We start from the raw sequence: 25,390 nt of genomic DNA, 5'->3' as shown, positions 1-25,390 counted from the left end.
AGTTCACCCTACGGACATCTGCCTGTGTGCTGGAAGGGGACGACCTGTGGATTTCACAGGGATTTCCCCACCCTGCCTGGGGACACCGGGGGGTGGGCTGTGGGGTTGTACCGTCGGCGACCGTGCGCCAGCTCCTCCCCGCGGCCCTTCCCGAGGTCGATCCGGTGACGACCTACGCCGGCGACGCCCGCCCGGCGCCCGAGGGCCGGCCCTGGGTGCTCGTGAACATGGTGGCGAGCACCGACGGCGCCACCGCGGTCGAGGGCCGTTCGGGCGCGCTCGGGGGTCCGGTCGACCGGGCGGCCTTCACCGCTCTCCGCGCGATTCCGGACGTGATCCTGGTCGCCGCCGGGACCGCTCGAGCCGAGGGTTACGGGCCGCCTCGCACGCCACCCGAGCTCCAGGCGGCGCGCCAGGCGCGCGGTCAGACCGCCAAGCCCCGCATCGCCCTCGTCACCCGCACGCTCGATCTCGACTTCGACGGCGAGCTGTTCTCCGACCCGGCCAGCCGCTGCCTCGTGATCGCACCGGAGGATGCCGACAGCGAACGCCTCGCAGCCGCCGCGGGGGTGGCCGACGTCGTCATCGCCGGCCGGGGCGGGGTGGACCTGCCCGCTGCGCTCGCCCACCTGGCTGCTGCAGGCACGACGGTCGTGCTCGCGGAGGGCGGGCCCAGCCTCCTCGGCCAGCTCGTGGCGGCCGACCTCGTCGACGAGCTCTGCCTCACCCTCTCCCCCACCCTCGTGGCGGGCGAGTCGGCCCGCATCGTCCACGGACCCGATCTGCCCAGCGGCCTTGCGCCCCTGCACCTCGACCGGGTGCTGGAACAGGACGGGACGCTGCTGCTGCGCTACCTCGTGGACCGCCAGCGCTGAGCGGCCCGCCGCACCCGGCTGGGCTAGTGGGCCTTCGGGGCGGTGGCCTTGAGCAGGCCGATCTCGCGCTCGAAGTCGCCGGGATCGTCGAACCCCTTGTACACGCTGGCGAAGCGCACGTAGGCCACTTCGTCGAGCTCACGGAGGCGGGCCAGCACGGCGAGGCCGATCTGCTCGGTCGTGATCTCGCCGCCCTGGAGACGGGCCTCGTCCTCCACCGAGAGGGCCAGGGCCTCGAGCTGTTCGGCGCTGATGGGGCGACCCTTGGCCGAGGACTCGACGCCGCTCATGATGCGGCCCCGATCGAACGCCATGTGGTCGCCCGAGCGCTTCACCACCACGAGGGGCAGCTCCTCGAGGCGCTCGAAGGTGGTGAAGCGGTTGCCGCAGTCGAGGCACTGGCGGCGCCGGCGGATGGCGGTGTCGTCGTCGGCCGTGCGCGAGTCGACGACCTTGTCGTCCACACCTCCACAGCTCGGGCACCGCATGGCGGTGACGCTAGCGCGCGGCCCCACCGCCCCCACTGGCCCCTCAGGCTGCGAGCGCGGCGAAGAGGTCCCGGCCACGCCGTCGACCCGTACCCGACCGTGTCGTCGAGCTTCCGACCTCGATGCCGCTCAGTCGAGCTGGAGCTGCATGCCCGGCTGCAGGGAAGTGACGCCGCCGTTGCGGGCCACGAGACGATCGACGGTGGCGGCGACATCGCCGCCCGCTGGCGTGATCTGGCGGGCGACACCCCCGAGGGTGTCGCCCGGGCCCACGACCAGCGAGGTGGCCCCCGGCGCGATGGTCGAGGGCTCGACCAGCGCCGGGGCACCTGCGGATGTGGCAGCAGCGGGAGCGGTGAGGGGACCGCTCCCGGCGCTGCCGCCCAGCACCTGCAGGCCCGCCACCACCCCGACCGCCGCGCCCACCACAAGCGCGACGACCAGGACGAGGGCGGCCACACGGCGGCGCCGGTAGACCTCGGAGGAGGGACGGGCGGCCTCGTCGGCGAGACCGCCCTGGAGGAGCACGAGCGTGGGGCGACCATCGACGTCGGGCACCGGCGCCAGGTGGCGACGGGGAGTGACCTCGGGAGCGGTGAGCGACTGGATGGCGACCATGGGTTGATTCTCCTCAGGGGGTGTGACAGCGACGGCGGGCCACACCGGGTGAAGCGTCGACCGGGCACGAACGCCCGTTCGAGAGCCACCCAACCACGAACGAGCGTTCGATGTCAACCCCGAACGAACAGATGTTTGCCACCGTCCGGTCACCGTGGTACTTTGCAAACGTCTGTTCGACCAGAAGCGAGGCTCCCCCATGTCGGAAAATCCCGTGCGCGACGATTCCGTCACCCTCACCGAGCGCCAGCGCCAGATCCTGGACTTCATCGAGGCCCAGATGCGCGAGCGCGGCTACCCGCCCTCGGTCCGTGAGATCGGCGAGGCGGTGGGCCTCACCTCGCCGTCCACCGTCCACTCCCACCTGGCCACCCTCCAGCGCTACGGCTTCCTGCACCGGGACCCCACCAAGCCCCGCGCGCTCGAGGTGCGCTACGACCCGACGTCGGGCGCGGCGGTCGAGCGCCGACCCGTGCGCCACGTGCCCCTGGTGGGCGACGTGGCCGCCGGCACCGACGTCCTCGCCCAGCAGAACGTCGAGGAGACCATCCCCGTCCCCGCCGACCTCGCCGGCGAGGGCGACCTCTTCATGCTGCGGGTGCGGGGCGACTCCATGGTCGAAGCCGGCATCCTCGACGGCGACTACGTCGTGGCCCGGGCCCAGCCCGAGGCCAACCAGGGCGAGATGGTCGTGGCCGGTATCCCCGGCGGCGAGGCCACGGTGAAGACCTACAAGCGCGACGGCGACCAGGTGGTGCTGGTCCCCGCCAACGCCGCCTACGAGCCCATGGTCTTCGCGCCCGACGAGATCACCCTGTACGGCAAAGTGGTGACCGTCATGCGAAAGGTCTGAGCTTCAGAGCTTCCTCGCGGTCCTCACGCTTGCGCGATGAGGACCTGCGGCTCCGGGGTCCTGTCACCGCTCCGTATCCACCGACGCCGGGCGCTTTGCGGCCGCAGTCCTCGGTAGACCTTCCAGGGTTCGTGTTCGTGGCGGCCGGCGCCCGGCGTCGGCGGACCCTCGGAGCGGCGCCACCCCTCCGCCTCCGGCCCTCCCCTGGCGGCGAGCCGGCCCGCACTCGTCATCGGGGGCGGGCGCCCCGCTCGTGGCGCGAGCCCTGCGGAGCGACCCTGGCTGCGCCTGCTTCGTTCGTGAACCGATCGGGGCTCGACGGGGTTTGGACACGATCGGCGCTCGTACACTTCGGCGTTCAGCATCCGCGACCTATCCGTCCGACCCCAGGAGACATCCCACCAATGGCCCTCGCCCCCGGCACCGCCGCCCCCGACTTCGAACTGCCCGACCAGAACGGCGACAAGGTCAGGCTCTCCGACTTCCAGGGCAAGCAGGCCGTCGCCCTGGTCTTCTACCCGTTCACCTTCACCGGCATCTGCGAGGGCGAGCTCTGCCGCCTCCGCGACGATCACTCGCAGTACACCGACGCCGGCGTGGCCGTGCTCGCAGTGTCCTGCGACTCGAAGAACTCGCAGAAGGTCTGGGCCGAGCAGCAGGGCTACACCTTCCCGGTCCTCTCGGACTTCTGGCCCCACGGCGCCGTGGCCCAGGCCTACGGCGTGTTCAACGAGGCCGTGGGTTGCGCCAACCGCGCCACCTTCCTGATCGGCCAGGACGGCACCATCGTCGACGCCTTCGAGACCGACAGCCTGGGCACCGCCCGCGAGGCCGACCGCTACACCGAGGCCCTCGCCAAGCTGTAGTCACGCACCATCGGGCACGCGAAGCAGGGCCGGCCGCAAGGCCGGCCCTCTTCAGTTCACCCGCGGGTCACACGCCGGATTGAAGTAGGTCGGCGAGGACGAACCAGGTGGCGTCGAGGTAGTCGCGTTCGATGTGCTCGTCGGCGCGGTGGGCGAAGGTCGAGTCGCCGGGGCCGAGGTTCACCGCCGGGATGCCGGCGGCGGCGAAGCGGGCCACGTCGGTCCAGCCGAGCTTGGCCCGAATCTCGAGGTCGTGGCGGCCGGCCAGGCAGGCGAGCAGGGGGTGGTCGAGGCCGGGTGGGGCGCCGTCGGCCACCTCGAGGCGCTCGAAGCGGTCGCCGTCGTCGAGCACGGGCGCGAGCAGCTCACGGACGGAGGCCTCGGCCTCGTCGGGGGTGCGGTCGGGGGCGAAGCGATGGTTGAGGACGACCACGGCATGGTCGGGGACGACGTTGCGGGCCACTCCGCCCTCGACGTGGACCGCCTGGAGGGCCTCGCGGTACTCACAGCCGGCCAGCACCGGTCGCCGCTCGGGCCGGGATTCGACCAGCGCCAGCAGGGCCCCCAGGCGGTGCACGGCGTTGCGCCCCATCCAGGGCCGGGCGCTGTGGGACCGCTGGCCGGCCAGCTCGACGCGCAGATGCATCGTGCCCTGGCAGCCTGCCTCGATGGCCGCGGCGGTGGGCTCGCCGAGGACGGCGGCGTCGCCGGCCAGCAGGTCCGGGCGGGTCGCGAAAAGCTCGCCCAGGCCACTCGACGCCGAGTCGATCTCCTCCCGGGCGTAGAAGACGTAGGTCACGTCGACCGCGGGGGCGGGCATGGTACGGGCCAGTTCGAGCATCACCGCGAGGCCGCCCTTCATGTCGGAGGCCCCGAGCCCCCAGAGGGTGTCGCCTTCGATGCGGGCCCGCTCGTTGCCCGCGGCGGGGACCGTGTCGGTGTGGCCGGCCAGGACGAGGCGGTAGGGCCGGCCCAGCTGTGTCCGCGCCACGAGGTTGTCGCCGACCCGATCCACCTGGAGGTGACGCAGCGACCGCAGCGCCGTCTCGAGGTGGGCGGTGATGGCGGCCTCGTCACGGCTCTCGGACGGGATATCGACCAGCTCGGCGGTGAGGGCGAGCAGGTCGTGCGGAGGCGTCGGCTTCCTCATCAACCGAGCCGCCCGTGGATCGGCGCTTCGGGTCGCCTCCGGGACGGCAGCGCCCAGGTGGCGTCGACCAGGCGCAGGGCGGCCGTGGGTGCGGCCGGCGCCGGGGACAGGCTCACGTGGCGAGGCCGTGGCTGCGGAGCACGTCGTTGAGCTTGCCCTTGTCGTGGCGCTCGCCCTCGGCCAGGCGCTTGATGACCAGCACGCAGGGGAGGCCGAACTCGCCGCCGGCGAAGCTGCGGGGGCGGGTGGCACTGACCGCGACACACCACGACGGCACGACGCCCCGGCTGATCTCCTCGCCCGTCTCGGCGTCGATCACCGGGATGGAGCTCGTGAGGACGCAGCCGGCGCCCAGGACGGTGCCGTCGCCCACGCGGGCGCCGTCGGCGACGATGCAGCGGCTGCCGATGAGGCACTCGTCGCCCACCATGACCGGAGAGGCCTGCGGCGGCTCGAGCACCCCGCCGATGCCGACGCCGCCGGACAGGTGCACGTTGGCGCCGATCTGGGCGCACGAACCGACCGTGGCCCAGGTGTCGACCATGGTGTTGGCGCCCACCCGGGCCCCGATGTTCACGTAGCTCGGCATCATCACGACCCCGCGGTCGAGGAACGACCCCACCCGCGCGGACGCGCCCGGGACCACCCGCACCCCTTGCGCCTGGTAGTCGCTCTTGAGGGCGATCTTGTCGGCGTACTCGAAGGGACCGAGCTCGATGGTCTCCATCTGGGTCAGGGTGAAGAGCAGGAGGATGGCCTGCTTGAGCCATTGGTGGACGACGACCTCGCCGTCGGGCCCGTACTCGGCGACCCGGGCCTCACCCTTGTCGAGCAGGTCGATGGCGGCGTCGACGACGGCGCGGGCGTCGCCATCGCGTGGGTCGAGATCGCCGCGACGGGCGAAGAGGTCTTCGATCTGGTCCTTCAGGTCAGCCATGGTCGCACCCTAGGCGCACGTCCGTTGGACGGGCTATCCGCCTTCGGGCGGCGAGGGACGGTCGGTCGGCGGTGACCGATCAGGCCACCCCCGACCCCGTACCACCAGGCCCGGGGTCGGACCTCGCCGAGCGTGGCGGTCACGCCACCCCGAGGCGCCGGGCCATCAACTCGATCTGCTCGTCGGGCTGGACCATGGCCAGGCGGACGTGTCCGGCACCGGCCTCGCCGTAGAACTCGCCGGGGCTCACCAGGACGCCGGCGTCGGAGGCCAGCCGGGCCGCCAGCGCCCAGGCGTCACCGTCGGGGGCCGGGACCCACAGGTAGAACGCTCCCCCGGGCAGCGGGGCATCGAGGCCGACGGCCGCCAGCACCTCGGCGGTCCGTTCGAGCCGGCGTCGGTAGCGGGCGCGCTGCTCGTCGACATGGGCGTCGTCGCCGTAGGCGACCGCGCCGGCGGCCTGCACCGGCCCGGGCGGCATGAAGCCGGCATGCTTGCGGACCTCCCGCAGGTAGTGCACGAGGTCCGGGTCACCGGCGTAGAAGCCCAGGCGGGCGCCGGCGAGGTTGGAGCGCTTGGACAGGGAGTGCACGGCCACCACCCCGTCGAGACCCTCGCTGAGGATGGTCCGGGGCGCGCCGTCCCAGGTGAACTCGGCATAGCACTCGTCACTGAACACGGGGACGCCCGCGGCACGACCCCAGGCGGCGATCGCGGCAAGGTCGTCGAGGCCGCCGGCGGGATTGCCCGGGGTGTTGGACCAGAGGCACAGGGCGCGGGCGGCGTCGGCGGGGTCGATGGCCGACACGTCGAGGCGCCACTGGTCGTCGACGGGCACGGCCACGGCCCGACAGCCTGCGAGCGTGGCACCCATGGCGTAGCTGGGATAGCTGATGGCCGGGTACAGCACCGTGTCGAGGTCGGGACGGCGTAGATGCAGCCACTGTGGGAGGCCGGTCACCAGCTCCTTCGAACCGACGCAGGCGCCGACGTGCTCCGGAGCGACGCTCACGCCGAGACGACGCGCCATCCACCCGGTAGCCGCCTCACGAAAGGCCGGAGTGCCCACCGAGGCGGGATAGCCGCGCTCGGCGCCCGAGGTGGCGAGTGCCTCCACGACCGCGGCCGGCGGCGGATCGCACGGGGTGCCGATGGAGAGGTCGATGCAGCCGCCCTCGTGGCGATCGGCCAGCGCCTTCAGGTCGTCGAGGCGGTCGTAGGGGTAGGGCGGCGGCTCGAAACCCGTCGGTTCACTCACGGAGCCACAACGTAGGGGGTGAGGTGCCCCACCGCGGTCTCGTCGAGCCGGGCGCGCACGGCCATGCCGCCCTCGGTGGCCCGTTCCTCGACCACCTCGCCCTCGCGGTGCACCTGTGCGAGGACATCGCCCCGCTCGAACGGCACCAGCAGCTCGACGGTGGACGTCGATCCGGCGAGCCGATCGCCGAGCACGGCGAGCAGGTCGTCGATGCCGTCGCCCGTCAGGGCGGACACCGCCACCGATCCGGTCGAGCGCCCCGCCCGACGGGCGGCCTCGGGCGTGCGGTCGGCCTTGTTCCACACGAGCAGCTCCGGCACGTCGCCGGCGCCGATCTCGACGAGCACCGACCGCACGGCCTCGATCTGAGCATCGGGGTCGAAAGCCGAGGCGTCCACGACGTGGAGCAGGAGGTCGGCCTCGGCCACCACCTCGAGGGTGGATTTGAAGGCCTCGACCAGTTGGTGGGGCAGCTTCTGCACGAACCCGACGGTGTCGGTGAGCAGCACGTTGCGGCCACCGGGGAGCTCGAGGCGCCGGGTGGTGGCGTCGAGGGTGGCGAAGAGCCGGTCCTCGACCAGCACCCCGGCGTCGGTGAGCCGGTTGAGCAGCGTGGACTTGCCGGCGTTCGTGTACCCGACGACCGCGACCGTGGGCACCTTCGAGCGCTTGCGGGCCTTGCGCTGGGTGGCCCGGTGCCCGGCGATCGTGCGCAGCTCGGCCTCGAGCTTGTGGATGCGCCGCACGAGGCGGCGTCGGTCCACCTCGAGCTGGGTCTCGCCCGGGCCACGGTTGCCGAGCAGACCACCGCCCTGCTGGCTCAGCTGACTGCCTCGTCCCCGCAGCCGCGGCAGGCGGTAGCGGAGCTGGGCCAGCTCGACCTGGGCCTTGCCCTCCTGGCTGTGGGCGTTCTGGGCGAAGATGTCGAGGATCACCGCGGTGCGATCGATGGCGGTGCGTCCGAGCACCTTCTCGAGGTTGTACTGCTGCGCCGGCGTCAGCTCGTCGTCGAACACGACGGTGTCCGAGTCGACCTCGAGGGAGATCTCCCGCAGCTCGTCGACCTTGCCCTTGCCCACGTAGTACGCCGGATCGGGGGCGTCACGGCGCTGGGTGGTGCGGGCCAGGACGTCGGCGCCCGCCGTGTCCACGAGCAGCGCGAGCTCGTCGAGCGACGACTCGACGGACTCCTCGCTCTCGCCGGGCAGCTGGACACCGACGAGGACGATCTTCTCCCGGATGGACCGGTCGATCAGTGCCATGACGACACCTGCCTACCGCGCGAGCAGGGCCCGCCCCACGCGATTATCGGGCATCCCTCGCTCACGCGGCCGGCTCGGGGACCGGCCACGGGTACTCGACCAGCCCGATCGACGACGTGGGGCCCCCGAGCAGGATCGTGCGCTCGGTGAGGGTGACGTGGGCGGTGCCGCCGGGCATGTGCACGCGGACGTCGCTCCCGACCAGGCCCCACCGGTGGGCGACGGCGGCGGCCGCGCAGGCCCCCGTGCCGCAGGCGAGCGTGGGCCCGACCCCCCGTTCGAACACCTCGAGCATCAGCTCGTCCGAGGTGTCGCCGATGGCGATGACCTCGACGTTGGCGCCCCCAGGGGTGCGGTCGTTGACGGCCCGCCCGAGCTCGACGACGTCGGGCGCAGTGTCCGGCGCGTAGAGCACGAGGTGGGGGTTGCCCATGCTGGCCCAGGCCGCGGCCACGACCCCTTGGCCGAGCCACTCCGCGGTGTCGCCCTTGTCGTCGACGGGGCCCATGTCCACCGTGACCACATGGGTGGCCGGATGGTCGGTGGCGAGGATCTCGAGGCTGCGCACGCCGGCGTCGGTGGCGACCCGGATGCGCGGGCCGTCGACCACGCCGGCCTGGAGCACGGCCTGGCCGAGGCAGCGCACCCCGTTGCCGCTCATCTCAGCCCGCGAGCCGTCGGCGTTGTAGAGGACCATGGTGACGTCGGCGTCCCCGACGCCGGCCGTGACGTGGAGCAGGCCGTCGGCCCCCACCCCCCGGTGGCGGTCGCACACGGCGCGGGCCAGGTCGGGGGTGACGGCGTGGACCCCGTTGACGTCGAGCAGGACGAGGAAGTCGTTGCCCAGGCCCTGGTGCTTGGTCAGGCGCATTCGTACCAGTCTCGCAGCACCGTCCCGAGAAGCCTCTCCCCATCCTGGGTGCCGTCCACCCAGACGATCCGGGGATCGCGCCCGAACCACGAGCGCTGGCGCCGGGCGAAGCGGCGCGTGGCCGCGACCGCCTGGTCGACGGCGTCGTCGAGGGGCAGATCGCCCTCGAGGTGGGCGAGGAGCTCGCGGTAGCCCAGGGCCTGGCGGGCCGTCCGGGACAGGCCGCCGGGCGCGGCGGCCAGCGTGCGCACCTCGTCAACGAAGCCATCGGCCAGCTGCCGCTGGTAACGGGCGGCGATGCGGGCCGCGGTCTGCTCTGGCGGCCACCGCAGTCCGAGGAGTGCGAAGGGCGTGGGCGGGTAGGCGTCGAGACCCGGCCCGAACGACGAGAAGGGTCGGCCGCTGCCCACGCAGACCTCGAGCGCCCGCACCACCCGGCGCCGGTTGGTGGGCTCCATGCGGGCCGCGGCCACGGGGTCCACGTCGGTAAGCCGGCGGTGGAGCGCGACCGTGTCGGGCTCGTCCTCGATCTCGGCTCTGGCCACGGGATACCGGCCCGGGATCTCGAGGTCGTCGATCACGGCCCGCAGGTAGAGGCCGGTGCCGCCCACCAGGACGGCCCGGTGTCCACGCGCCTCGACGCCCTGGAGCGCTTCCCGGAACGCCGCCTGGAAGCGGGTGACGGTGAAGTCCTCGGACGGTTCCGCGAGATCGAGCAGGTGGTGGGGCACCTCGGCCCGCTCGGCCGGAGTGGGCTTGGCCGTGCCGATGTCCATGCCCCGATACACCTGCATCGAGTCGACGGACACGAGCTCGACGTCCGGGCAGGCCCGGGCGAGCGCCAGAGCGAGGGCCGACTTGCCCGACGCGGTGACCCCGACGATCGCGAGGTGACGGGCGCCGGCGGTCAGCCCACCACCACCGGGATGTGGGTGCGGTGGCGGGGCGCTGCGAGCACCTCGCGTAGCTCACCGCGGAGCGAGTGGCCGCCGGCCCGGGTGATCTCGACGGTGGCGAGGGTTCCGGCCCGCAGCGGCTCGGCGGCGAAGTGCACGAGGCGGTTCTGGCGGGTGCGTCCGCTGGTCAGCTCGGGGTTGGTGCGGCTGGGCCCTTCCACCACGACCTCCTCGACCCGCCCGACACGTGCTGCGTAGGCCGTCTGGGCGCTCCGGTCGATGACCACTCGCAGCCGCTCGTAGCGCTCGCCCACCACTGCCGGATCCACGAACTGGTCGACCCGCTCGGCGGCCTCGGTCCCCGGGCGGGGCGAGTAGATGAAGGTGAAGGCGCCGTCGAAGCGGGCCTCGGCGGCCACCTCGAGGGTGGCGGCGAAGTCCTCGTCGGTCTCGCCGGGGAAGCCCACGATGATGTCGGTGGTGACGGCGAGGTCGTCGATGGCCTCGCGGGCCGCGGCCAACTTGGCCAGGTAGCGCTCGCCGGTGTAGCCGCGGTGCATGGCGGCCAGGATGCGATCGCTACCCGACTGGAGGGGCAGGTGCAGGTGCTCGCAGACCGTCGGGGTCTCCGCCATGGCCGCGAGGGTGTCCTCGCGGATGTCCTTCGGGTGCGGGCTGGTGTAGCGCACCCGGCGGATGCCCTCGACGGCGCCGACGGCCCGGAGCAGCGGGGCGAACAGGGGCCGGGGCTGACCGGCGCCGTCCCGCCCGAACGAGTTGACGTTCTGGCCCAGCAGGGTGACCTCGGTGACACCCTCGGCGGCCAGCCCCTCGACCTCGGCCACGATGTCGTCGACGGGCCGGCTGATCTCGGGCCCGCGTACCGCCGGGACGATGCAGAAAGCGCACTTGTTGTCGCACCCGATCTGGATGGTGACCCACGCGGAGTAGCCCGTGTCTCGACGCACGGGCAGAGCGGATGGGAAGGCGTCGCGGTCCTCGAGCACCGTGGCCTCGAGGATCTCGGTGACCGGGCCGCTGCTCGCCGCCTGCTGCAGGAGCTCGGCCGCCCGGTGCACGTTGTGGGTGCCGAAGACCACGTCGACGTGCGGCGCCCGTTCCCGGATGGACTCCCGGTCCTTCTGGGCCAGGCAGCCGGCCACCGCGATCTGGAGATCGGGGCGGCGGTCCTTCAGCGACTTCAGGTGCCCGAGGTGGCCGTAGAGCTTGTTGTCGGCATTCTCCCGGATGCAGCACGTGTTGAGGACGACGACGTCGGCCTCGGAGTCGTCGTCACCCTCGACCGGGACCAACCCGTCCGCCTCGAGGAGGCCGGCGATCCGCTCGGAGTCGTGCTCGTTCATCTGGCACCCGAACGTCCGGATGGCGTACGTCCGCGGCGGCGGCTCCAAGTGACTCATGGCCGTCCGAGTCTACGGAGGCGTTGCTTCGACGCTCGCCTCAGATCGACTCGCCCGGGACGACGGACGGGCTTGGCTCGCCCCCGCCCCTCAGATCATCGGGGTAGGCGGACGGACGAATCGCGCCAGAACGGCTTCGACCCACGCCCCGCGACGAATCGGTCGACACGGAATCCGCTCTGCGACAGGGCCCGACGGTCCGCCGGCGGCAACCCCCGAGCTCAGTTGTCCACGAGGGTGAAACCGCAGGACTGGCGCGTGTAGTCGTTGAGCGCGACCACGGCGGCTTGGGCCTCGACGAACCCCTCGAGGCGCTGGCCGTCGCGCTGGAAGGCCCTGCGGCTGTCCGAGCGGGCGGCGAGCTCGGACAGCGCCTCCGACGTGGCCGCCACCTGCTCCAGGGGCTCGACCAGCTCAGCGGGTGCCACCGCCTGCGCCTCCCGGTAGAGCGTGGCGGCGTCCGAGGAGGCGGCCACGAGGACGGGCTGCACCTCGTCCCAACCTGCGAGCCCGGCGGCGTCCTGCCCCGCCCGACGATCCGACGCCGCCACCCGAGCGAGGGCATCACACACCCCCGCCGAGTCGTACACCGCCCCCCGCCCGTCCCCGGCCACTTCCGGCCGCACCTGCACCCCGGACCCGCAGGCGCCAAGGAGCACAGCGGTCACCGCAACGAGCAGCAGACGACGGACCACGCCCCCGAGTGTGCCAGCCCCGGCTCGGCGCACCGGAGCGCCCGACAGGACAGGGCCGGCGAGAGTGGTGATTCTCGGAACCTCAGCGCCGCCGACGTCGGCCTGAGCGTTCCGAGAACACCGCCAGGTGGCCTTGTCGCAGCGGCCGATCCATTCTCGGCACGCAAACGCCGCCCTCCGCGGCATCAGGCTTCCGAGAACCAGCCGCCGCGGGTCGGGTTCGAAGAGGAGCGCCCGAAGGGGACCAGGGACGAGACCAGCCGCAGACTCCCCCAACAGCCCACCGGGGTAGCGACTCGGCGGGTGGCGCCGATCCGGAGGGTCCGAGAGATCGGCCCGATGCCTTTCCGGGCCGATTCTCGGATACCGGATCGGTGACAGGACCCGCCAAGTCGCGGGGGCAGCCCCACATATCTCGGGCAACAGGACCCGCAGCCCCGCCGGGGGCAGCCCCAAACGAACCCGGCCGCCGCTCGGGGGGACGAGCGACGGCCGGTGGTCCACCGTGGCGGGTGGAGAAGTGCGGCCATCCGGCGTAGGAGGGCCCGCCGCAGCGAGCTTCCGGATGACCGCAGATCCAAATTCAGACGATGACAAGAACGAGGCTGGAAGGGGACCTACCGACGAGCCTCGAGCGACGCTCCCCTTCAGCCCACCGGGGTAGCGACTCGGCGGGTGGCGCCGATCCGGAGGGTCCGAGAGATCGGCCCAATGCCTTTCCGGGCCGATTCTCGGATACCGGATCGGTGACAGGACCCGCCGAGTCGCGGGGGTAGCCCCACATGTCTCGGGCGACAGGACCCGCAGGCCCGCCGGGGGAAGCCCCTCACCTCTCGGATACCGGATCGGTGACAGGACCCGCCGAGTCGCGGGGGTAGCCCCAGCGAACTAGTCGTCGAGGGAGATGGGCTCGTCGTCCTTGGCGGTGAAGGTGTCGGCGGCGTCGTCGGCGTCGCCCTTCGCCGGCGGCTCGGGCACGTCGTCGCCGATGCCCACGTGCTGGCGGATGCGCTCGGAGAGCTCGACCATGATCTCGGGGGTCTCCCGCAGGAACTCCTTGGCGTTCTCGCGGCCCTGGCCGAGCTGCTCGCCCTCGTACGTGTACCAGGCACCCGACTTCTTCACGAGGCCGAAGTCGACGCCCAGGTCGAGCAGCGAGCCCTCACGGCTGATGCCCTTGCCGTACATGATGTCGAACTCGGCCTGCTTGAACGGCGGGCTGACCTTATTCTTCACGACCTTGACCCGGGTGCGGTTGCCGACCACCTCGACACCGTCCTTGATGGCCTCGATCCGGCGGATGTCGAGGCGGACCGAGGAGTAGAACTTGAGGGCTCGGCCGCCCGGGGTGGTCTCGGGGCTGCCGAACATCACGCCGATCTTCTCTCGCAGCTGGTTGATGAAGATGCAGATGGTGTCGGACTTGTTGAGGTTGGCGGTGAGCTTGCGCAGGGCCTGCGACATGAGGCGGGCCTGGAGGCCGACGTGGGAGTCGCCCATCTCGCCTTCGATCTCGGCGCGGGGCGTGAGGGCCGCCACCGAGTCGATGACCACCACGTCGAGGGCCCCCGAGCGGATCAGGGTGTCGGCGATCTCGAGCGCCTGCTCGCCGGTGTCGGGCTGGCTGATGAGCAGCTCGTCGATGTCGACGCCGATGGCCGCCGCGTAGACCGGGTCCATGGCGTGCTCGGCGTCGATGTAGGCGCAGATGCCGCCGTTGCGCTGGGCCTCGGCCACGACGTGCATGGCGAGGGTGGACTTGCCCGAGGACTCGGGGCCATAGATCTCGGTGACCCGCCCCCGGGGCAGGCCGCCGACGCCGAGGGCGATGTCGAGCGACATTGCCCCCGTGGGGATGGACTCGACGCCCATCGAGGTCTTCTCGCCCATCTTCATGATGGACCCTTCGCCGTGCGCCTTGGTGATCTGGCCGAGGGCCATCTCGAGTGCCTTGTCTCGCTCCACGGTGGTGCCTTTCCGAGTCGTGGTGGTCAGGGTTGCTCTACGGTCGTCACGGTACGAAGGGGGTCTGACAAGTAAGCCGGAGCGGGGCCTCGGCCGACCTGGGAACTCCCGGACCGGCTCCGGGGTTGTAGTCGTGCAAGTGGTGCTCGATGCTCGTTGCCGCGTGTTCGTTGCTGCGAGCCGGAATGACACCATGGTAGTTACGAACGTCCGTTCGATCAAGGACCGAACGGGGAATTTCTCATCCGACACCCCATCAGGAGGCACCCCACCGTGGACGCCCGACCCCCCGCCACCGACGACGAGTACCGCCGGACCCTGACCCCCGAGCAGTACCACGTGACCCGCGAGAAGGGCACCGAGCGCGCCTTCACCGGCGCGTACTGGGACTGCAAGGACGACGGCACCTACCGGTGCGTGTGCTGCGACGCCCCGCTGTTCTCGTCCGAGACCAAGTTCGACTCCGGGACCGGTTGGCCCAGCTTCTTCGCCCCGCTCGACGATGCCGCGGTGGTCACCGAGACCGACCGCTCCCACGGGATGGTGCGCACCGAGGCGATGTGCGCGAACTGCGGCGCCCACCTGGGCCACGTCTTCCCCGATGGCCCGCGCCCGACCGGCGCCCGCTTCTGCATGAACTCGGCGTCGCTGCGCCTGGACCCGGCAGCCGACCGCGCCGACGACACGGACGACGCCGACGGCTGATCAGCCGGTGCCGAACTGGCTCTGGCAGCCCCCGTCGCTCGCGAGGGCCAGGCGGCCACCGCACGTCGCCCCGTACGCCTCGTAGGCCGAGTCGACCGGGGAGCGCAGGTAGAGGTCGTCGCAGGCGCCCGCGTCACCGCCGAAGCACGCCTGCGCCAACGCGTCGAGCTCGGCGTCGTCACCGAGCACTCCCGGCGCCTCGGCGTCGGGAGCGGCCACGTCGAAGCGCTCCGCGCAGCCAGGGGCGCCGGCCTGGCGCTCGATGCGCCCACCGCACGTCTGGCTGTACGCCTCGAGCTCGCTGTCGACCTCGGTGCGCAGGAAGAGCGTGTCGCAGGCGAACAGGTCGCCCTCGAAGCACGCCTGGGCCAGCTCGTCGAGCCGGGGATCCTCGCCCAGCAACCCGGAGGGGTCCTCGCCTTCGGGCACGTCCACGGGACCGGACGCCGGCGGCAGGAGCAGGCTCCCGGCCCCCGGCGTGGTCGTCGGGGCGGCCGGCGCCTCCGCGCGGGGCTCGACACCGTCGCCGCAGGCACCCAGCACGATCAGCGCGGCCGCGACGAGGAGGGTGGCCGCGGCTCGCACGGCCTTGCGCGTGGTGGAGGCGCTCGTCGCGGAGATCACGGCCAGGAGCCGTGGACGGCTCGTCGGAGCGACTGGCGTGGCCCTACTGCCCGCCCTCGCCCAGGAGGTCCTCGCAGCTCCCGCTCACCCCGTCCTCGAGGCGGCCGCCACACGTGCTGCCGTAGGCCTCGGCCGCCGAACCCACCGGGGTCACCCGGAAGAGCTCGTCGCAGGCCCCCAGGTCACCGTCGAAGCAGTCGGCGGCGAGCCCGTCGAACTCGGCGTCGTCGAAGTCGCCCGGCTCCTGGGCCTCTCCGGCGCTCACGAAGCGGGCGGCGCAGCGCGGGGAGCCGTCGACCTCGTCGATGCGACCGCCGCAGGTCTGGCTGTACGCCTCGAGGTCGGAATCGACCGGGGTCTGCGCGAAGAGGTCGTCGCAGGCCTCCATGTCGCCCTCGAAGCACTGGTTGGCGAGCTCGTTGAGCGCCTCGTCGTCGCCGAGGATGTTGCGGGGATCCTGGCCCGGCGGGATGTCGCCGTTGTCGTCGGCCACCGTCGTGTCGGTCGACGCCGTGGTGTCGGTGGTGTCGCCGGTGTCGGGCTTGGTGTCCGACACCGTGACGTCGACGCCGCCGCCGTTCTCCTCGACACCATCGCCACAGGCGGCGAGGACGAGCACGAGGACAGAGACGAGCAGCAGCAGGCGGCGGGTCATTCGGGCGCTCCTTCGAGGGGGGTGAGGTTGACGGTAGTCGCTGCCGGGATCAGCCCGGGCCGTAGAGGTTCACACAGAGGCCGCCGGGCTCGTTGCGGCCACCGCACGAGTCGCCGTAGGCCTCGTAGTCCGAGTCGACCGGGCTGTCGAAGAAGAGCTGGTCGCAGGCGCCGAAGTCGCCGTCGAAGCAGTCCTGGGCCAGAGCGTCGAGCTCGGCGTCGTCACCCAGGTCGACGGGCTCCTGCGGGTCGGGGACCTCGCCGCCGGCGGTGCTGGTGTCGGTCACGTCCGCCTCGGTGGTGGTCGTCGCCTCGTCCGCCTCGGTGGTGGTGGTGGTGGGCTCCGGCACGGTGAGGTCCGGCACCTCGATGGTCGGCGAGGCGCCGGTGTCCACCGACGCCTCCTGCACCCCGCTCCCACACGCCGCGAGAGCGAACACGCCGGCCGCGCCCAGGGCGACGGCGACGGATCGGCGGCGGCGGACGGAGGTACGGACAGGGGCGGCCATGGGGACTCCCGGCGGGCGAGGGCTCTGGAGGCCGGAGGGTACCGGCCCTCAGCCCGCGCGCGCGAGCAGGCGCTCGCGGAGCAGGTTCAACACGCTGATGGTCGAGAACTCCCGGATGCGCTGGCGGTCGCCCGGCAAGCGGGTGCCGACGGCATCCGCCTCATCGTCCACCGCGACCCCGAGGAAGACGGTGCCCACGGGCTGGCCCTCCTGCTCGGCCGGACCGGCCACGCCGGTCACCGAGATGCCGACATCGGCCCCGAGGCGGGCCCGGACGCCTTCGGCCATGGCCTGCGCCGCGACGGCCGAGACCACCGGGCCTTCGGGCACGTCCAGGAGGTCGAACTTCACCTCGGAGGCGTAGCTCACCACCCCACCCCGCAGGACGTCGCTCGAGCCGGGCACCTCCGTGAGCCGACTGGTGATGAGCCCACCGGTGAGCGACTCCGCCACGGCGAGGGTGAGACCCTGGTCCCGCAGCAGGTCGACGACGACGGACTCCATCGTCTGGTCGTCGAGGCCGAACACGAGGTGGCCGATGATCTCGCGCAGGCGGGCCTCCTCCTCGTCGAGGATCACCTCGGCGGCGGCGTCGTCGGCCGCCTTGGCGGTGATGCGCACCTTGAGCCCCTCGATGCCGCTGGCCAGGAAGGCGAGCGTGGGGTTGCCCACGTCGTCGAGCTCGGTGATGCGGTCGGCGAGCATCTCGGCCAGGCCCGACTCGGAGTGGCCCCAGGTGCGGAGGGTGCGGCTGTGGATGACCGACGAGACGCCGGCCCGGGCGCGCAGGTCGGGGAGGATGCTCCCGGCGACCATCGCCTTCATCTCGTAGGGGACGCCGGGCACGGCATAGATGACCTGTGACTCCCCCACCGGGCACCGCAGTCCCGGTGCGGTCCCGGGCATCTCGGCGAGTACCTCCGCCCCTTCGGGGACGTCGGCCTGGCGCAGGTTGTTCTCGGGCATGGCCCGCCCCCGCGTACCGAACATGGCCCGGATCTTCTCCTCGAGGTCCGGCCGGCGCACCAGACGGACCCCGAGCACGTCGGCGATGACGTCGCGGGTGATGTCGTCCTGGGTGGGGCCCAGCCCGCCGCACATGATCACGGCGTCGCTGCGCTCGAGGGCGATGCGCAGGGCCGACGCGATGCGCTGGGCGTTGTCGCCCACCTTGGTCTGGAAGTGGGAGTCGATGCCCGAGAGGGCGAGCTGCTCCCCGATCCACGACGAGTTCGTGTCCACGATCTGGCCGAGCAGCAGCTCGGTGCCCACGGCGATCACTTCACAGCGCAACGGTCAGCTCCGGGAGTCGGCGGGATCGTCGGACCCCATGGTGGTGATGGCCCGTCGGCCGTCGAGGACGTACTGCGCCCCGCTGAACAGCGTGAGCGCCACCGCCGCCCACAGCAGCACCTCACCGAGCCACGGTGTGGCGTCGACGATCGGGGGGCAGATCGCCGCGGTCACAGCCAACTCCTGCACGACGGTCTTGACCTTGGCGCTCTTGCGGGCGGGGATGGCGAGGCCGCGCCGCCCCCAGTAAGAGCGGTAGAGCGAGATGCCGAGCTCCCGGGCGCCGATGAGCACGAACGGCACCCACCCGAACGCGCCGCTGCCCACCAGGACCGCCATCGCACCGAGGACGAGCACCTTGTCGGCGAGCGGGTCGAGGAACGCGCCCGAGCGGGTGGCTCCCTGGCGGCGGGCGATCCACCCGTCCACACCGTCGGTGAGGGCGAGCACGCCCCACAGCAGGGTTGCCCCCCAGGACACGTCGTCCTTGGCCAGCATCGCGAACAGCAGCGGGGAGACGAACAGCCGGGTGATGGTGACGAAGTTCGCGGGGGTGGCGATGGCCGACGGGCCGAAGCCACCCTCGGGGCGCTCGACCTGCGGCTGCTGCTCGGCGGTCACGAGGCCGCCCCGCTCGCGACCGCGGTGAGCACCGCCGCCTCGGCGTGGAGGTCGGGGCCCACGGCGTCGGTCACGGTCACGGTGTGGAAGGTCCCCACGGCCAGCTCTCCCGGCACGGTGACGATGCCGTCGACCTCGGGCGCCTCCCGGTGCGTGCGCCCGGTCCCGGGGGCGTCCACGAGCACCTGCACCTCGCGTCCGACGAGGGAGAGACGGCGGTGGGCGGTGATGGCGTCCTGGCGCTCGCCCAGTTCGGCGAGGCGCTCACGTACGAGGCCGTCGTCGACCCGGCCGTCGAGGTCGGCGGCGTAGGTGCCGGCCTCCTCGGAGTACCGGAAGAAGCCGCACCAGTCGAGCTGGGCGTCGTCGACGAAGCGGAGGAGCGCGTCGTGGTCCTCCTCGGTCTCGCCCGGGTAGCCCACGATGAAGTTGGACCGGAAGGCGGCCTCGGGCTCGCGTCGGCGGATGGCCTCGATGCGCTCGAGGAAGCGCCCGCCGTCGCCCCACCGGCGCATGCGTCGCAGCAGCGGCGGCGACACGTGCTGGAGGGACAGGTCGAAGTAGGGGACACCGGTGGCGCAGATGGCGTCGATCAGCCCGTCGGTGAGGTCCGACGGGTACAGGTAGAGCAGGCGGACCCGGTCGGCTCGCGCGGCGACGGCCTCGACCAGGGGCACGATGGCGCGCGTGCCCCGACCCTGATCGCGCCCGAACGCGGCCAGGTCCTGCGCCACGAGGACGACCTCACGGACGTCGAGTTGGTCGACCTCGGCGAGGATCGAGTCGATCGAGCGGGAGCGCTGCGGGCCCCGGAAGCTGGGGATGGCGCAGAAGCCGCAGGCACGGTCGCAGCCCTCGGCCACCTTGACGTAGGCCCAGGGCACGAGCGAGCGCGGCCGGGGGAGGTTGAGCAGGTCGAACGAGGGCGCCGCCGGCTCGCTCGTCCCGGGCTTGGCCGTGAGGGTGACCGGGACGCCGAACCCGACCACGGCGTCGGCCTCGGGCAGGGCGTCGGCCAGCTCGGTGCCGTAGCGCTCGGCCAGGCATCCCGTCACCACGAGCTCGGCGCCCTCTCGGCGGCGGTCGCCGAGGTCGATCACCGTGTCGATGGACTCCTGACGGGCCTCCTCGACGAAGGCGCAGGTGTTGACCACCACGAGGTCGGCCTCGTCCGCCGAGGGCGCGGGGAGGAGGCCGTCCGCGAGCAAGGTGCCGACGAGCTTGTCGGAGTCGACCTCGTTCTTCGGACAGCCCAGCGTCTCCACCCAGAATCGCCTCGGCGTCACCGGCCCCAGACTACCTGTCGTCCGGCTGACGACCCTCAGCCGAGCCCGTCGAGCTCCTCGACGGTCATCAGCACGGCCCGCGACTTGGAGCCCTCGGAGGGCCCGACCACGCCCTGCTGCTCGAGCAGGTCCATCAGGCGGCCGGCGCGGGCGAAGCCGACCCGCAGCTTGCGCTGGAGCATCGAGGTGGAGCCGAGCTGGCTGCGCACGACGAGGTCCATGGCCTGGCGGAGCAACTCGTCGTCCTCGCTGTCGCCGCCGCCGAAGGCGCCGCCGCCCCCCTCGGTGGGGTCGGCCTCGCCGTCCACGCCCGGGACGTACGCCACGTCGGGGGCCTGGTCGTGCCAGGCCTTCACCACGCCTCGGACCTCTTCCTCGGTTACCCACGAGCCCTGGATGCGGTGCGGCACGCTCGACGTGGGACCGAGCAGGAGCATGTCACCCTTGCCCACCAGGCGTTCAGCGCCGGGCTGGTCGAGGATGACCCGGCTGTCCTGGAGGCTGGCCACGGCGAAGGCGAGCCGGGCCGGGATGTTGGCCTTGATCACGCCGGTGATGACGTTGACCGACGGACGCTGGGTGGCCACCACGAGGTGGATGCCCACGGCGCGGGCCTTCTGGGCGATGCGGGTGATGGAGGCCTCGACGTCGCGCGCCGCCACCATCATGAGGTCGTTGAGCTCGTCCACCACGACGAGGATGAACGGCATGCGCTCCTGCGCGGGCAGCTCGTCGCCGTCGGCGCCCTCACCGGGTGGCGGGCCCTGGCGCAGCTCGCCCCGGTCGAACTTGGCGTTGTAGCCGGTGATGTCGCGCACGCCCGCCTCGGACAGCAGGTCGTAGCGGCGGTCCATCTCCTTGCAGGCCCAAGCCAACGCGTTGGCGGCCTTCTTCGGGTCGGTGACCACCTGGGTGAGGAGGTGGGGCAGGCGCTCGTACTGGCCGAGCTCGACCTGCTTGGGGTCGACCAGGATCATGCGCACCTGCTCGGGCGTCGAGCGCATCAGGATCGACGTGATGATCGAGTTGATGCACGACGACTTGCCCGCACCCGTGGCGCCGGCGATGAGGATGTGCGGCATCGTGGCGAGGTTGGCCAGCACGGCCTTGCCGGCGATGTCGCGGCCGACCGCCACCTCCAGTGGGTGGGTGGCCTTGCGCGCTTCGGGCGAGGCGAGGATGTCGCCCACCGAGACGAGGTGGCGGCGGACGTTGGGGACCTCGACGCCGATTGCCTGGCGACCGGGGATGGGGGCCAGGATGCGGACGTCGGGCGACGCCATCGCGTAGGCGATGTCCTTGTGCAGGCTGGTGACCCGGGCCACCTTGACCCCGGGGCCCAGCTCGAGCTCGAAGCGGGTGACGGTCGGGCCGACGACCATCCCCACGAGGCGGGTCTCGACCCCGTGCTCGGCGAGGGCCCGCTCGAGCTCACGGCCCGTGGCCTCGACCTGGGCGTGGTCGTACTCGTGGTCGCCGGCGCGCTCGAGGAGGTTGGCGGGCGGCAGCTTCCACGGCGAGCCCTTGACCGCACGGGGCGGGCCGATCTCGCGGGCGGTGGACTCGATGGGCTCGAGCGCAGGCTCGATGGCCCGCTTCTTGGCTGGGCGCAGCGCCTTCTTGGGCGCCACGGGCTCGAGCGCGGCGCCCTCGTCCTGGTCGAAGAGGGTGGCGGACCCGCTGGCGGCGGCCGGCGCGCCCGAGCGATCGTCGCCGACGCGGAACAGCCACTGGTAGGCCTGTCGCAGCGCCGACCCCGCAGGACGCACGCCCGCCGCGGTGCGGTCGGCGGCGGTGCGCACGTGGGCCCGGCTGAGCACGATGACGCCGACGAGGCCCACCGTGATGAGGACCAGGGCCGCGCCCCAGACCGCCAGCACGGCCTCGAGGGGGGCACCGGTGGCGAAGCCGAGGTATCCGCCGGCATCGCCGAAGTCGGCGACCGGATCGCCCCACTCGGGGCTGCCGGCCACGAGGTGCAGCAGGCCGGTCACCGAGATCAGCAGCAAGGCGCACCCGACGATGAGCCGCGCCGCCTGGTCGTGGGGGCGATCGCCGGCGCCGGCGTCGGCGGTCGGATCGTCCTCGGCGTGCGGGCCGGAGCGCAGCACGACGACGCCGAGCAGGACGAGCACCGGCGGCGTCAGCCAGCGGACGAGGCCCAGGAAGGCGCCCGTGGCGTCGGACAGGAAGCCGCCGGCGGGGCCCACGAGGTCGCCGTAGATGCCGAGGCCGGCGATGATGCCGAGGGCGATGAGGGCGAGGCCGGCGATGTCGGCGCCGTGGCCGCCGAGGGCCTTGCCGGCGAACGCGGTGGCCCGCTCGGTGGCCGTGGGGGGCGGGGGCGGGGCCTTGCGCGTGGCGGTGCGGGTTCCGGTGGAACGCGTGGAACGGGACTTCGAGGCCCCCGAGGATCGGCTGGGTTGCTTGGCCACAGTGGCCACAACGCTAACACCAGCCCCACCACCAACAGGCGATGCGAAACCGGGTTCTGGGCCAAGATGGGCCGGTGACGGAACCGGCCCTCCCCTCCTCCGACGAGCCCCTCGTGGTCACCCGCGACGGCGCGGTCGCCACGCTGTGGCTCAACCGCCCCGACAAGCGAAACGCGGTCACCGAGGCCATGTGGGCGGGGATCAGCCGCACCTGTGCCGAGTTGGGGGACGACGCCTCCGTCCGGGTCCTGGTGGTCCGTGGAGCGGGCGAGCACTTCTGCGCCGGTGCCGACATCGGCGAGCTGAGCGGTCTCGCCGACCGCACCGACTACAACGCGGTGAACAAGGCCGCGGACGACGCCTTGGCCGCCTTCCCCCGCCCGACCATCGCCTTCATCCAGGGGTCGTGCGTGGGCGGCGGCGCCGAGATCGCCATCTCCTGCGACCTGCGCATCGCCGAGTCCACCGCCCGCTTCGGGATCACCCCGGCGCGCCTCGGCATCGTCTACCCGCCCTTCGCCCTCGAGCGGGCCGTGGCGGTCATCGGGCCGGCGGCCGCCAAGCACCTGCTGTATTCGGCCGAGCTCGTCGGGGCCGAGCGCGCCCACCACATCGGGCTCGTGCACGAGGTGCACGATCCCGGCCTCGCCGAGGAGCGGGCCCGCTCGCTGGCCCACGAACTGGCCGATGAACGCTCGCTGCTCACCCAGCAGGCCACCAAGGAGATGATCGCGTCGATCACCACGACGGGGGCGGTGACCCCCGAGGTCGAGGCCCGGTGGGCGGCCCTGTCCGGCGAGGCCGGCGACGCGGCCGAGGGCCTGGCCGCGTTCCTCGAGCGCCGCCCTCCCCGCTTCACCTGGACCCCGTAGGCCGGCGCCGCGGGCTCAGGGGGTGAGGGCGCCGTGGTCGCGGCAGCGGGCCGAGACGCCCGTGGGCGTGACCTGGACGGCCAGGCGCCGGCCGCACACCGGGCAGTGGCGGGGGGCCTCGTAGGGCCCGGCACACCCGCCGGCGCACTCGGCCACGGGCCGCCCGCAGCCCGTGCAGAACCCGGCCTCCTCGGCCACCAGACGAAGGCGCAGGGTGCTCGCCGTCCGCTCGTCCGCTCAGATGACCTTGGAGAGCGCGCCGATGGGCATGCGCAGGTCCTCGAGCATCTGGAGGTCCTCGTCGGGTGAGCGGCCGAGGGTGGTCAGGTAGTTGCCCACGATGAGGGCGTTGATGCCCGAGGTCATGCCGAGGGTCTGGAGCTCGCGGAGGGTGACTTCGCGCCCGCCCGCATAACGGAGGATCACCGACGGCAGGCCGAGACGGAAGAGCGCGATCCAGCGGATGGCCTCGAGGGGCTCGACGAGGGGCAAATCGGCCAACGGTGTCCCCGGGCGGGGGTTGAGGAAGTTGATGGGCACCTCGGCGGGCTCGACGTCGCGGAGCTCGCCGATCAGCTCGAGGCGCTGCTCGTCGGTCTCGCCCATGCCGAGCAGCACACCGCAGCACAGCTCCATGCCGTTCTCGCGCACGAGGCGGCAGGTGTCGTGGCGCTCCTCCCACGTGTGGGTGGTGACGATGTTGGGGAAGTGCGACCGGGCGGTCTCGAGGTTGTGGTTGTAGCGGTGGACCCCGCCGGCGGCGAGCCGCTGGGCCTGGTCGGCGTCGAGGATGCCGGCGCTGACGGCGACGTTGATGCCCACCTCGTCGCGGACCAGGGGCACGAGCTCGAGGAGGCGGCCCATCGTCCGCTCGTCGGGACCCCGGAGCGCGAGGACGATGCAGAACTCGGACGCGCCCAGCGCCGCCGTCTCACGGGCGGCGGCGAGGACCTCGTCGGTGCCGAGGAACGGGGTGGCCTGGATCTGGAGGGGGAACTTCGAGGACTGGCTGCAGAAGTGGCAGTCCTCCGGGCAGCCGCCGGTCTTCGCCGAGAGGATGCCCTCGACCTCGACCTCGGGGCCGCACCACGCCAGGCGCACCTCGTGGGCGAGGGCGGCCAGGGAGGGCACCATCGAGTCAGGGATCGCCGCGAGGCCGGCGAGCTCCTCGGCCTTCAGCTGCCGGCGCTCGTCGAGAAGGGCGGTTCCGGCGGCGGCGATCAGTTCCCGTGACATCGGTGCGACGGTAGTGGGTAGGTGCGGCCCATGGCACGTGCGGCAGACCTCGATCGAGGCGCTCCCACGACGGGCGACCGAGCGGAGGCGCCGGCGGAGACGCCGGCCGAGATCCCGGCCGCCGGCTGGAAGGCCATCGCGCTCCGGACGAAGGACCAGGTCAAGTCCGACAGCGTCTCGATCCTCGCGGGGGGCGTCGCGTTCTACAGCGTGCTCGCCCTCTTCCCGGCCATGGTCGCGCTGCTCTCCATCTACGGGCTGGTCTCCGACCCCGCCGACGTCACCCGCCAGATCGACGAGCTGTCGGCCGGACTGCCCGACGAGGTGCGGCGCCTGCTGGTGGACCAGTTGCAGTCGGTCGCCTCGACGTCGAGCTCCAGCCTGACGGTCGGCCTTCTCTTCTCCGTCCTGGCGGCCGCCTGGGCGGCGTCCAAGGGGATGAAGGCGCTCATGGAGGCCATCAACGTCGCCTACGACGAGGACGAGACCCGCGGCTTCGTGAGGGTGCGCCTCGTGGCGTACGGCTTCACGCTGGGCGGGGTGCTCCTCGTCGTCCTCACCGTGTTCGCCATCACCGCCCTCCCCGCCCTCGGCGAGCACCTCGGCCCCGCCGGCCGGCTCACCGCGAGCATCCTGCGCTGGCCGTTCCTGGCCGCGGTCATGCTCCTCGGCCTCGCCATCATCTACCGCTACGCCCCCGCCCGTCGGAACGCCCGCTGGCAGTGGGTCACCCCGGGATCGCTCACCGCCGGGCTCCTCTGGGTCATCGGCTCGGTGCTGTTCGCCGTCTACGTGAACAACTTCGGCAGCTACAACGACACCTACGGCAGCATCGGGGCGGTGGTGGTGCTGATGCTGTGGCTCTACCTGACCGCCTTCGTGGTGCTGCTGGGCGCCGAGCTCAACGGCGAGGCCGAACGTCAGGCCCGCATCGACGCCGGCGACGCCGACGACGCCACCGCGCGCGACGAGGACATCGCCGTCTCCCCGGCCTGAGGCC

The 25,390-nt window shown here is 72.4% G+C and carries 26 protein-coding genes; 6 read left to right on the top strand and 20 right to left on the bottom strand.

What is annotated here, in order from left to right:
* Positions 1 to 122: 122 nt before the first annotated feature.
* Entirely contained in the window at positions 123 to 875 is a 753-nt protein-coding gene (locus tag JNK12_10025) for a pyrimidine reductase family protein (GenBank protein MBL8776260.1), read from the top strand.
* A gap of 23 nt (positions 876 to 898) precedes the next feature.
* Here the strand turns inward: JNK12_10025 and nrdR are convergent, their stop codons facing one another.
* Both nrdR and JNK12_10015 read right to left on the bottom strand, forming a co-directional pair.
* A complete protein-coding gene (gene nrdR, locus JNK12_10020; GenBank protein MBL8776259.1) occupies positions 899 to 1,363 on the bottom strand; it encodes a transcriptional repressor NrdR in 465 nt (154 codons plus the stop codon).
* 129 nt (positions 1,364 to 1,492) lie between these two features.
* Positions 1,493 to 1,981, bottom strand: coding sequence for a LysM peptidoglycan-binding domain-containing protein (locus JNK12_10015; protein MBL8776258.1), 489 nt, complete (start codon positions 1,979 to 1,981; stop codon positions 1,493 to 1,495).
* A 199-nt stretch (positions 1,982 to 2,180) separates the two neighbouring features.
* Here JNK12_10015 and lexA point away from each other — a divergent pair, with 199 nt between their 5' ends.
* Both lexA and JNK12_10005 read left to right on the top strand, forming a co-directional pair.
* On the top strand, positions 2,181 to 2,834 hold the full coding sequence (gene lexA, locus JNK12_10010) for a transcriptional repressor LexA (protein ID MBL8776257.1): 654 nt from the start codon (positions 2,181 to 2,183) through the stop codon (positions 2,832 to 2,834).
* Positions 2,835 to 3,238: 404 nt separating this feature from the next.
* Positions 3,239 to 3,700, top strand: a complete 462-nt coding sequence (locus JNK12_10005) for a peroxiredoxin (protein MBL8776256.1) — start codon at positions 3,239 to 3,241, stop codon at positions 3,698 to 3,700.
* A 67-nt stretch (positions 3,701 to 3,767) separates the two neighbouring features.
* On the opposite strand, the gene JNK12_10000 is transcribed toward JNK12_10005, so the two are convergent.
* The 9 genes from JNK12_10000 to recA form a co-directional block, all read right to left on the bottom strand.
* On the bottom strand, positions 3,768 to 4,850 hold the full coding sequence (locus tag JNK12_10000; GenBank protein ID MBL8776255.1) for a succinyl-diaminopimelate desuccinylase: 1,083 nt from the start codon (positions 4,848 to 4,850) through the stop codon (positions 3,768 to 3,770).
* Positions 4,851 to 4,962: 112 nt separating this feature from the next.
* Positions 4,963 to 5,787 carry a 2,3,4,5-tetrahydropyridine-2,6-dicarboxylate N-succinyltransferase gene (locus JNK12_09995; protein ID MBL8776254.1) on the bottom strand — a complete coding sequence of 275 codons (825 nt, stop codon included), beginning with the start codon at positions 5,785 to 5,787 and terminating at the stop codon, positions 4,963 to 4,965.
* A 139-nt stretch (positions 5,788 to 5,926) separates the two neighbouring features.
* Positions 5,927 to 7,045 (bottom strand): aminotransferase class I/II-fold pyridoxal phosphate-dependent enzyme, encoded by a 1,119-nt coding sequence (locus tag JNK12_09990; protein MBL8776253.1) that lies wholly within the window; start codon positions 7,043 to 7,045, stop codon positions 5,927 to 5,929.
* The gene (gene hflX, locus JNK12_09985) at positions 7,042 to 8,307 is read right to left on the bottom strand and encodes a GTPase HflX (GenBank protein MBL8776252.1); all 1,266 of its coding nucleotides are present in this window, start codon (positions 8,305 to 8,307) and stop codon (positions 7,042 to 7,044) included. The genes JNK12_09990 and hflX overlap by 4 nt, the downstream gene beginning before the upstream one ends.
* A 61-nt stretch (positions 8,308 to 8,368) precedes the next feature.
* Complete coding sequence (gene dapF, locus JNK12_09980) at positions 8,369 to 9,178, bottom strand: diaminopimelate epimerase (GenBank protein MBL8776251.1); 810 nt, start codon at positions 9,176 to 9,178, stop codon at positions 8,369 to 8,371.
* Entirely contained in the window at positions 9,169 to 10,089 is a 921-nt protein-coding gene (gene miaA, locus JNK12_09975) for a tRNA (adenosine(37)-N6)-dimethylallyltransferase MiaA (protein ID MBL8776250.1), read from the bottom strand. The genes dapF and miaA overlap by 10 nt, the downstream gene beginning before the upstream one ends.
* Entirely contained in the window at positions 10,086 to 11,495 is a 1,410-nt protein-coding gene (miaB, locus tag JNK12_09970; protein ID MBL8776249.1) for a tRNA (N6-isopentenyl adenosine(37)-C2)-methylthiotransferase MiaB, read from the bottom strand. Before miaB ends, miaA begins: the two co-directional genes overlap by 4 nt.
* Positions 11,496 to 11,716: 221 nt before the next feature.
* A complete protein-coding gene (locus tag JNK12_09965) occupies positions 11,717 to 12,190 on the bottom strand; it encodes a hypothetical protein (protein MBL8776248.1) in 474 nt (157 codons plus the stop codon).
* 888 nt (positions 12,191 to 13,078) lie between these two features.
* Positions 13,079 to 14,350: a recombinase RecA gene (gene recA, locus JNK12_09960; protein ID MBL8776247.1), complete on the bottom strand. Its 1,272-nt coding sequence runs from the start codon at positions 14,348 to 14,350 to the stop codon at positions 13,079 to 13,081.
* A gap of 78 nt (positions 14,351 to 14,428) precedes the next feature.
* Here recA and msrB point away from each other — a divergent pair, with 78 nt between their 5' ends.
* On the top strand, positions 14,429 to 14,860 hold the full coding sequence (msrB, locus tag JNK12_09955; protein ID MBL8776246.1) for a peptide-methionine (R)-S-oxide reductase MsrB: 432 nt from the start codon (positions 14,429 to 14,431) through the stop codon (positions 14,858 to 14,860).
* On the opposite strand, the gene JNK12_09950 is transcribed toward msrB, so the two are convergent.
* Genes JNK12_09950 through JNK12_09920 form a run of 7 tightly spaced genes read right to left on the bottom strand, consistent with a single transcriptional unit; the run spans position 14,861 to position 22,282 of the window.
* The gene (locus tag JNK12_09950; GenBank protein MBL8776245.1) at positions 14,861 to 15,484 is read right to left on the bottom strand and encodes a hypothetical protein; all 624 of its coding nucleotides are present in this window, start codon (positions 15,482 to 15,484) and stop codon (positions 14,861 to 14,863) included.
* 43 nt (positions 15,485 to 15,527) lie between these two features.
* Positions 15,528 to 16,139 carry a hypothetical protein gene (locus JNK12_09945; GenBank protein ID MBL8776244.1) on the bottom strand — a complete coding sequence of 204 codons (612 nt, stop codon included), beginning with the start codon at positions 16,137 to 16,139 and terminating at the stop codon, positions 15,528 to 15,530.
* Positions 16,140 to 16,188: 49 nt separating this feature from the next.
* Positions 16,189 to 16,647, bottom strand: a complete 459-nt coding sequence (locus JNK12_09940; GenBank protein MBL8776243.1) for a hypothetical protein — start codon at positions 16,645 to 16,647, stop codon at positions 16,189 to 16,191.
* 48 nt (positions 16,648 to 16,695) lie between these two features.
* Positions 16,696 to 17,919, bottom strand: a complete 1,224-nt coding sequence (locus JNK12_09935; GenBank protein ID MBL8776242.1) for a competence/damage-inducible protein A — start codon at positions 17,917 to 17,919, stop codon at positions 16,696 to 16,698.
* A 24-nt stretch (positions 17,920 to 17,943) separates the two neighbouring features.
* Positions 17,944 to 18,561, bottom strand: coding sequence for a CDP-alcohol phosphatidyltransferase family protein (locus JNK12_09930; GenBank protein MBL8776241.1), 618 nt, complete (start codon positions 18,559 to 18,561; stop codon positions 17,944 to 17,946).
* Positions 18,558 to 19,847 carry a 30S ribosomal protein S12 methylthiotransferase RimO gene (gene rimO / locus JNK12_09925; GenBank protein MBL8776240.1) on the bottom strand — a complete coding sequence of 430 codons (1,290 nt, stop codon included), beginning with the start codon at positions 19,845 to 19,847 and terminating at the stop codon, positions 18,558 to 18,560. Before rimO ends, JNK12_09930 begins: the two co-directional genes overlap by 4 nt.
* A gap of 35 nt (positions 19,848 to 19,882) precedes the next feature.
* On the bottom strand, positions 19,883 to 22,282 hold the full coding sequence (locus JNK12_09920; GenBank protein ID MBL8776239.1) for a DNA translocase FtsK 4TM domain-containing protein: 2,400 nt from the start codon (positions 22,280 to 22,282) through the stop codon (positions 19,883 to 19,885).
* 41 nt (positions 22,283 to 22,323) lie between these two features.
* Between JNK12_09920 and JNK12_09915 the strand changes: the two genes are divergently transcribed.
* Positions 22,324 to 23,154, top strand: a complete 831-nt coding sequence (locus JNK12_09915) for an enoyl-CoA hydratase/isomerase family protein (GenBank protein MBL8776238.1) — start codon at positions 22,324 to 22,326, stop codon at positions 23,152 to 23,154.
* A 15-nt stretch (positions 23,155 to 23,169) separates the two neighbouring features.
* Here the strand turns inward: JNK12_09915 and JNK12_09910 are convergent, their stop codons facing one another.
* Both JNK12_09910 and bioB read right to left on the bottom strand, forming a co-directional pair.
* Positions 23,170 to 23,352, bottom strand: a complete 183-nt coding sequence (locus tag JNK12_09910) for a hypothetical protein (GenBank protein ID MBL8776237.1) — start codon at positions 23,350 to 23,352, stop codon at positions 23,170 to 23,172.
* Positions 23,353 to 23,391: 39 nt separating this feature from the next.
* Entirely contained in the window at positions 23,392 to 24,390 is a 999-nt protein-coding gene (bioB, locus tag JNK12_09905) for a biotin synthase BioB (protein MBL8776236.1), read from the bottom strand.
* 30 nt (positions 24,391 to 24,420) lie between these two features.
* On the opposite strand from bioB, the gene JNK12_09900 reads away from it, so the two are divergent.
* Positions 24,421 to 25,386, top strand: a complete 966-nt coding sequence (locus tag JNK12_09900) for a YihY/virulence factor BrkB family protein (GenBank protein MBL8776235.1) — start codon at positions 24,421 to 24,423, stop codon at positions 25,384 to 25,386.
* The last annotated feature ends 4 nt before the right edge of the window (positions 25,387 to 25,390 follow it).

Source organism: Acidimicrobiales bacterium (genome assembly GCA_016794585.1).
Taxonomy (GTDB): Bacteria; Actinomycetota; Acidimicrobiia; order Acidimicrobiales; family DATDAH01; genus JAEUJM01.
The sequence above is the reverse complement of the archived record's forward strand: the minus strand, read 5'-3'. Positions and strand labels throughout refer to the sequence as shown.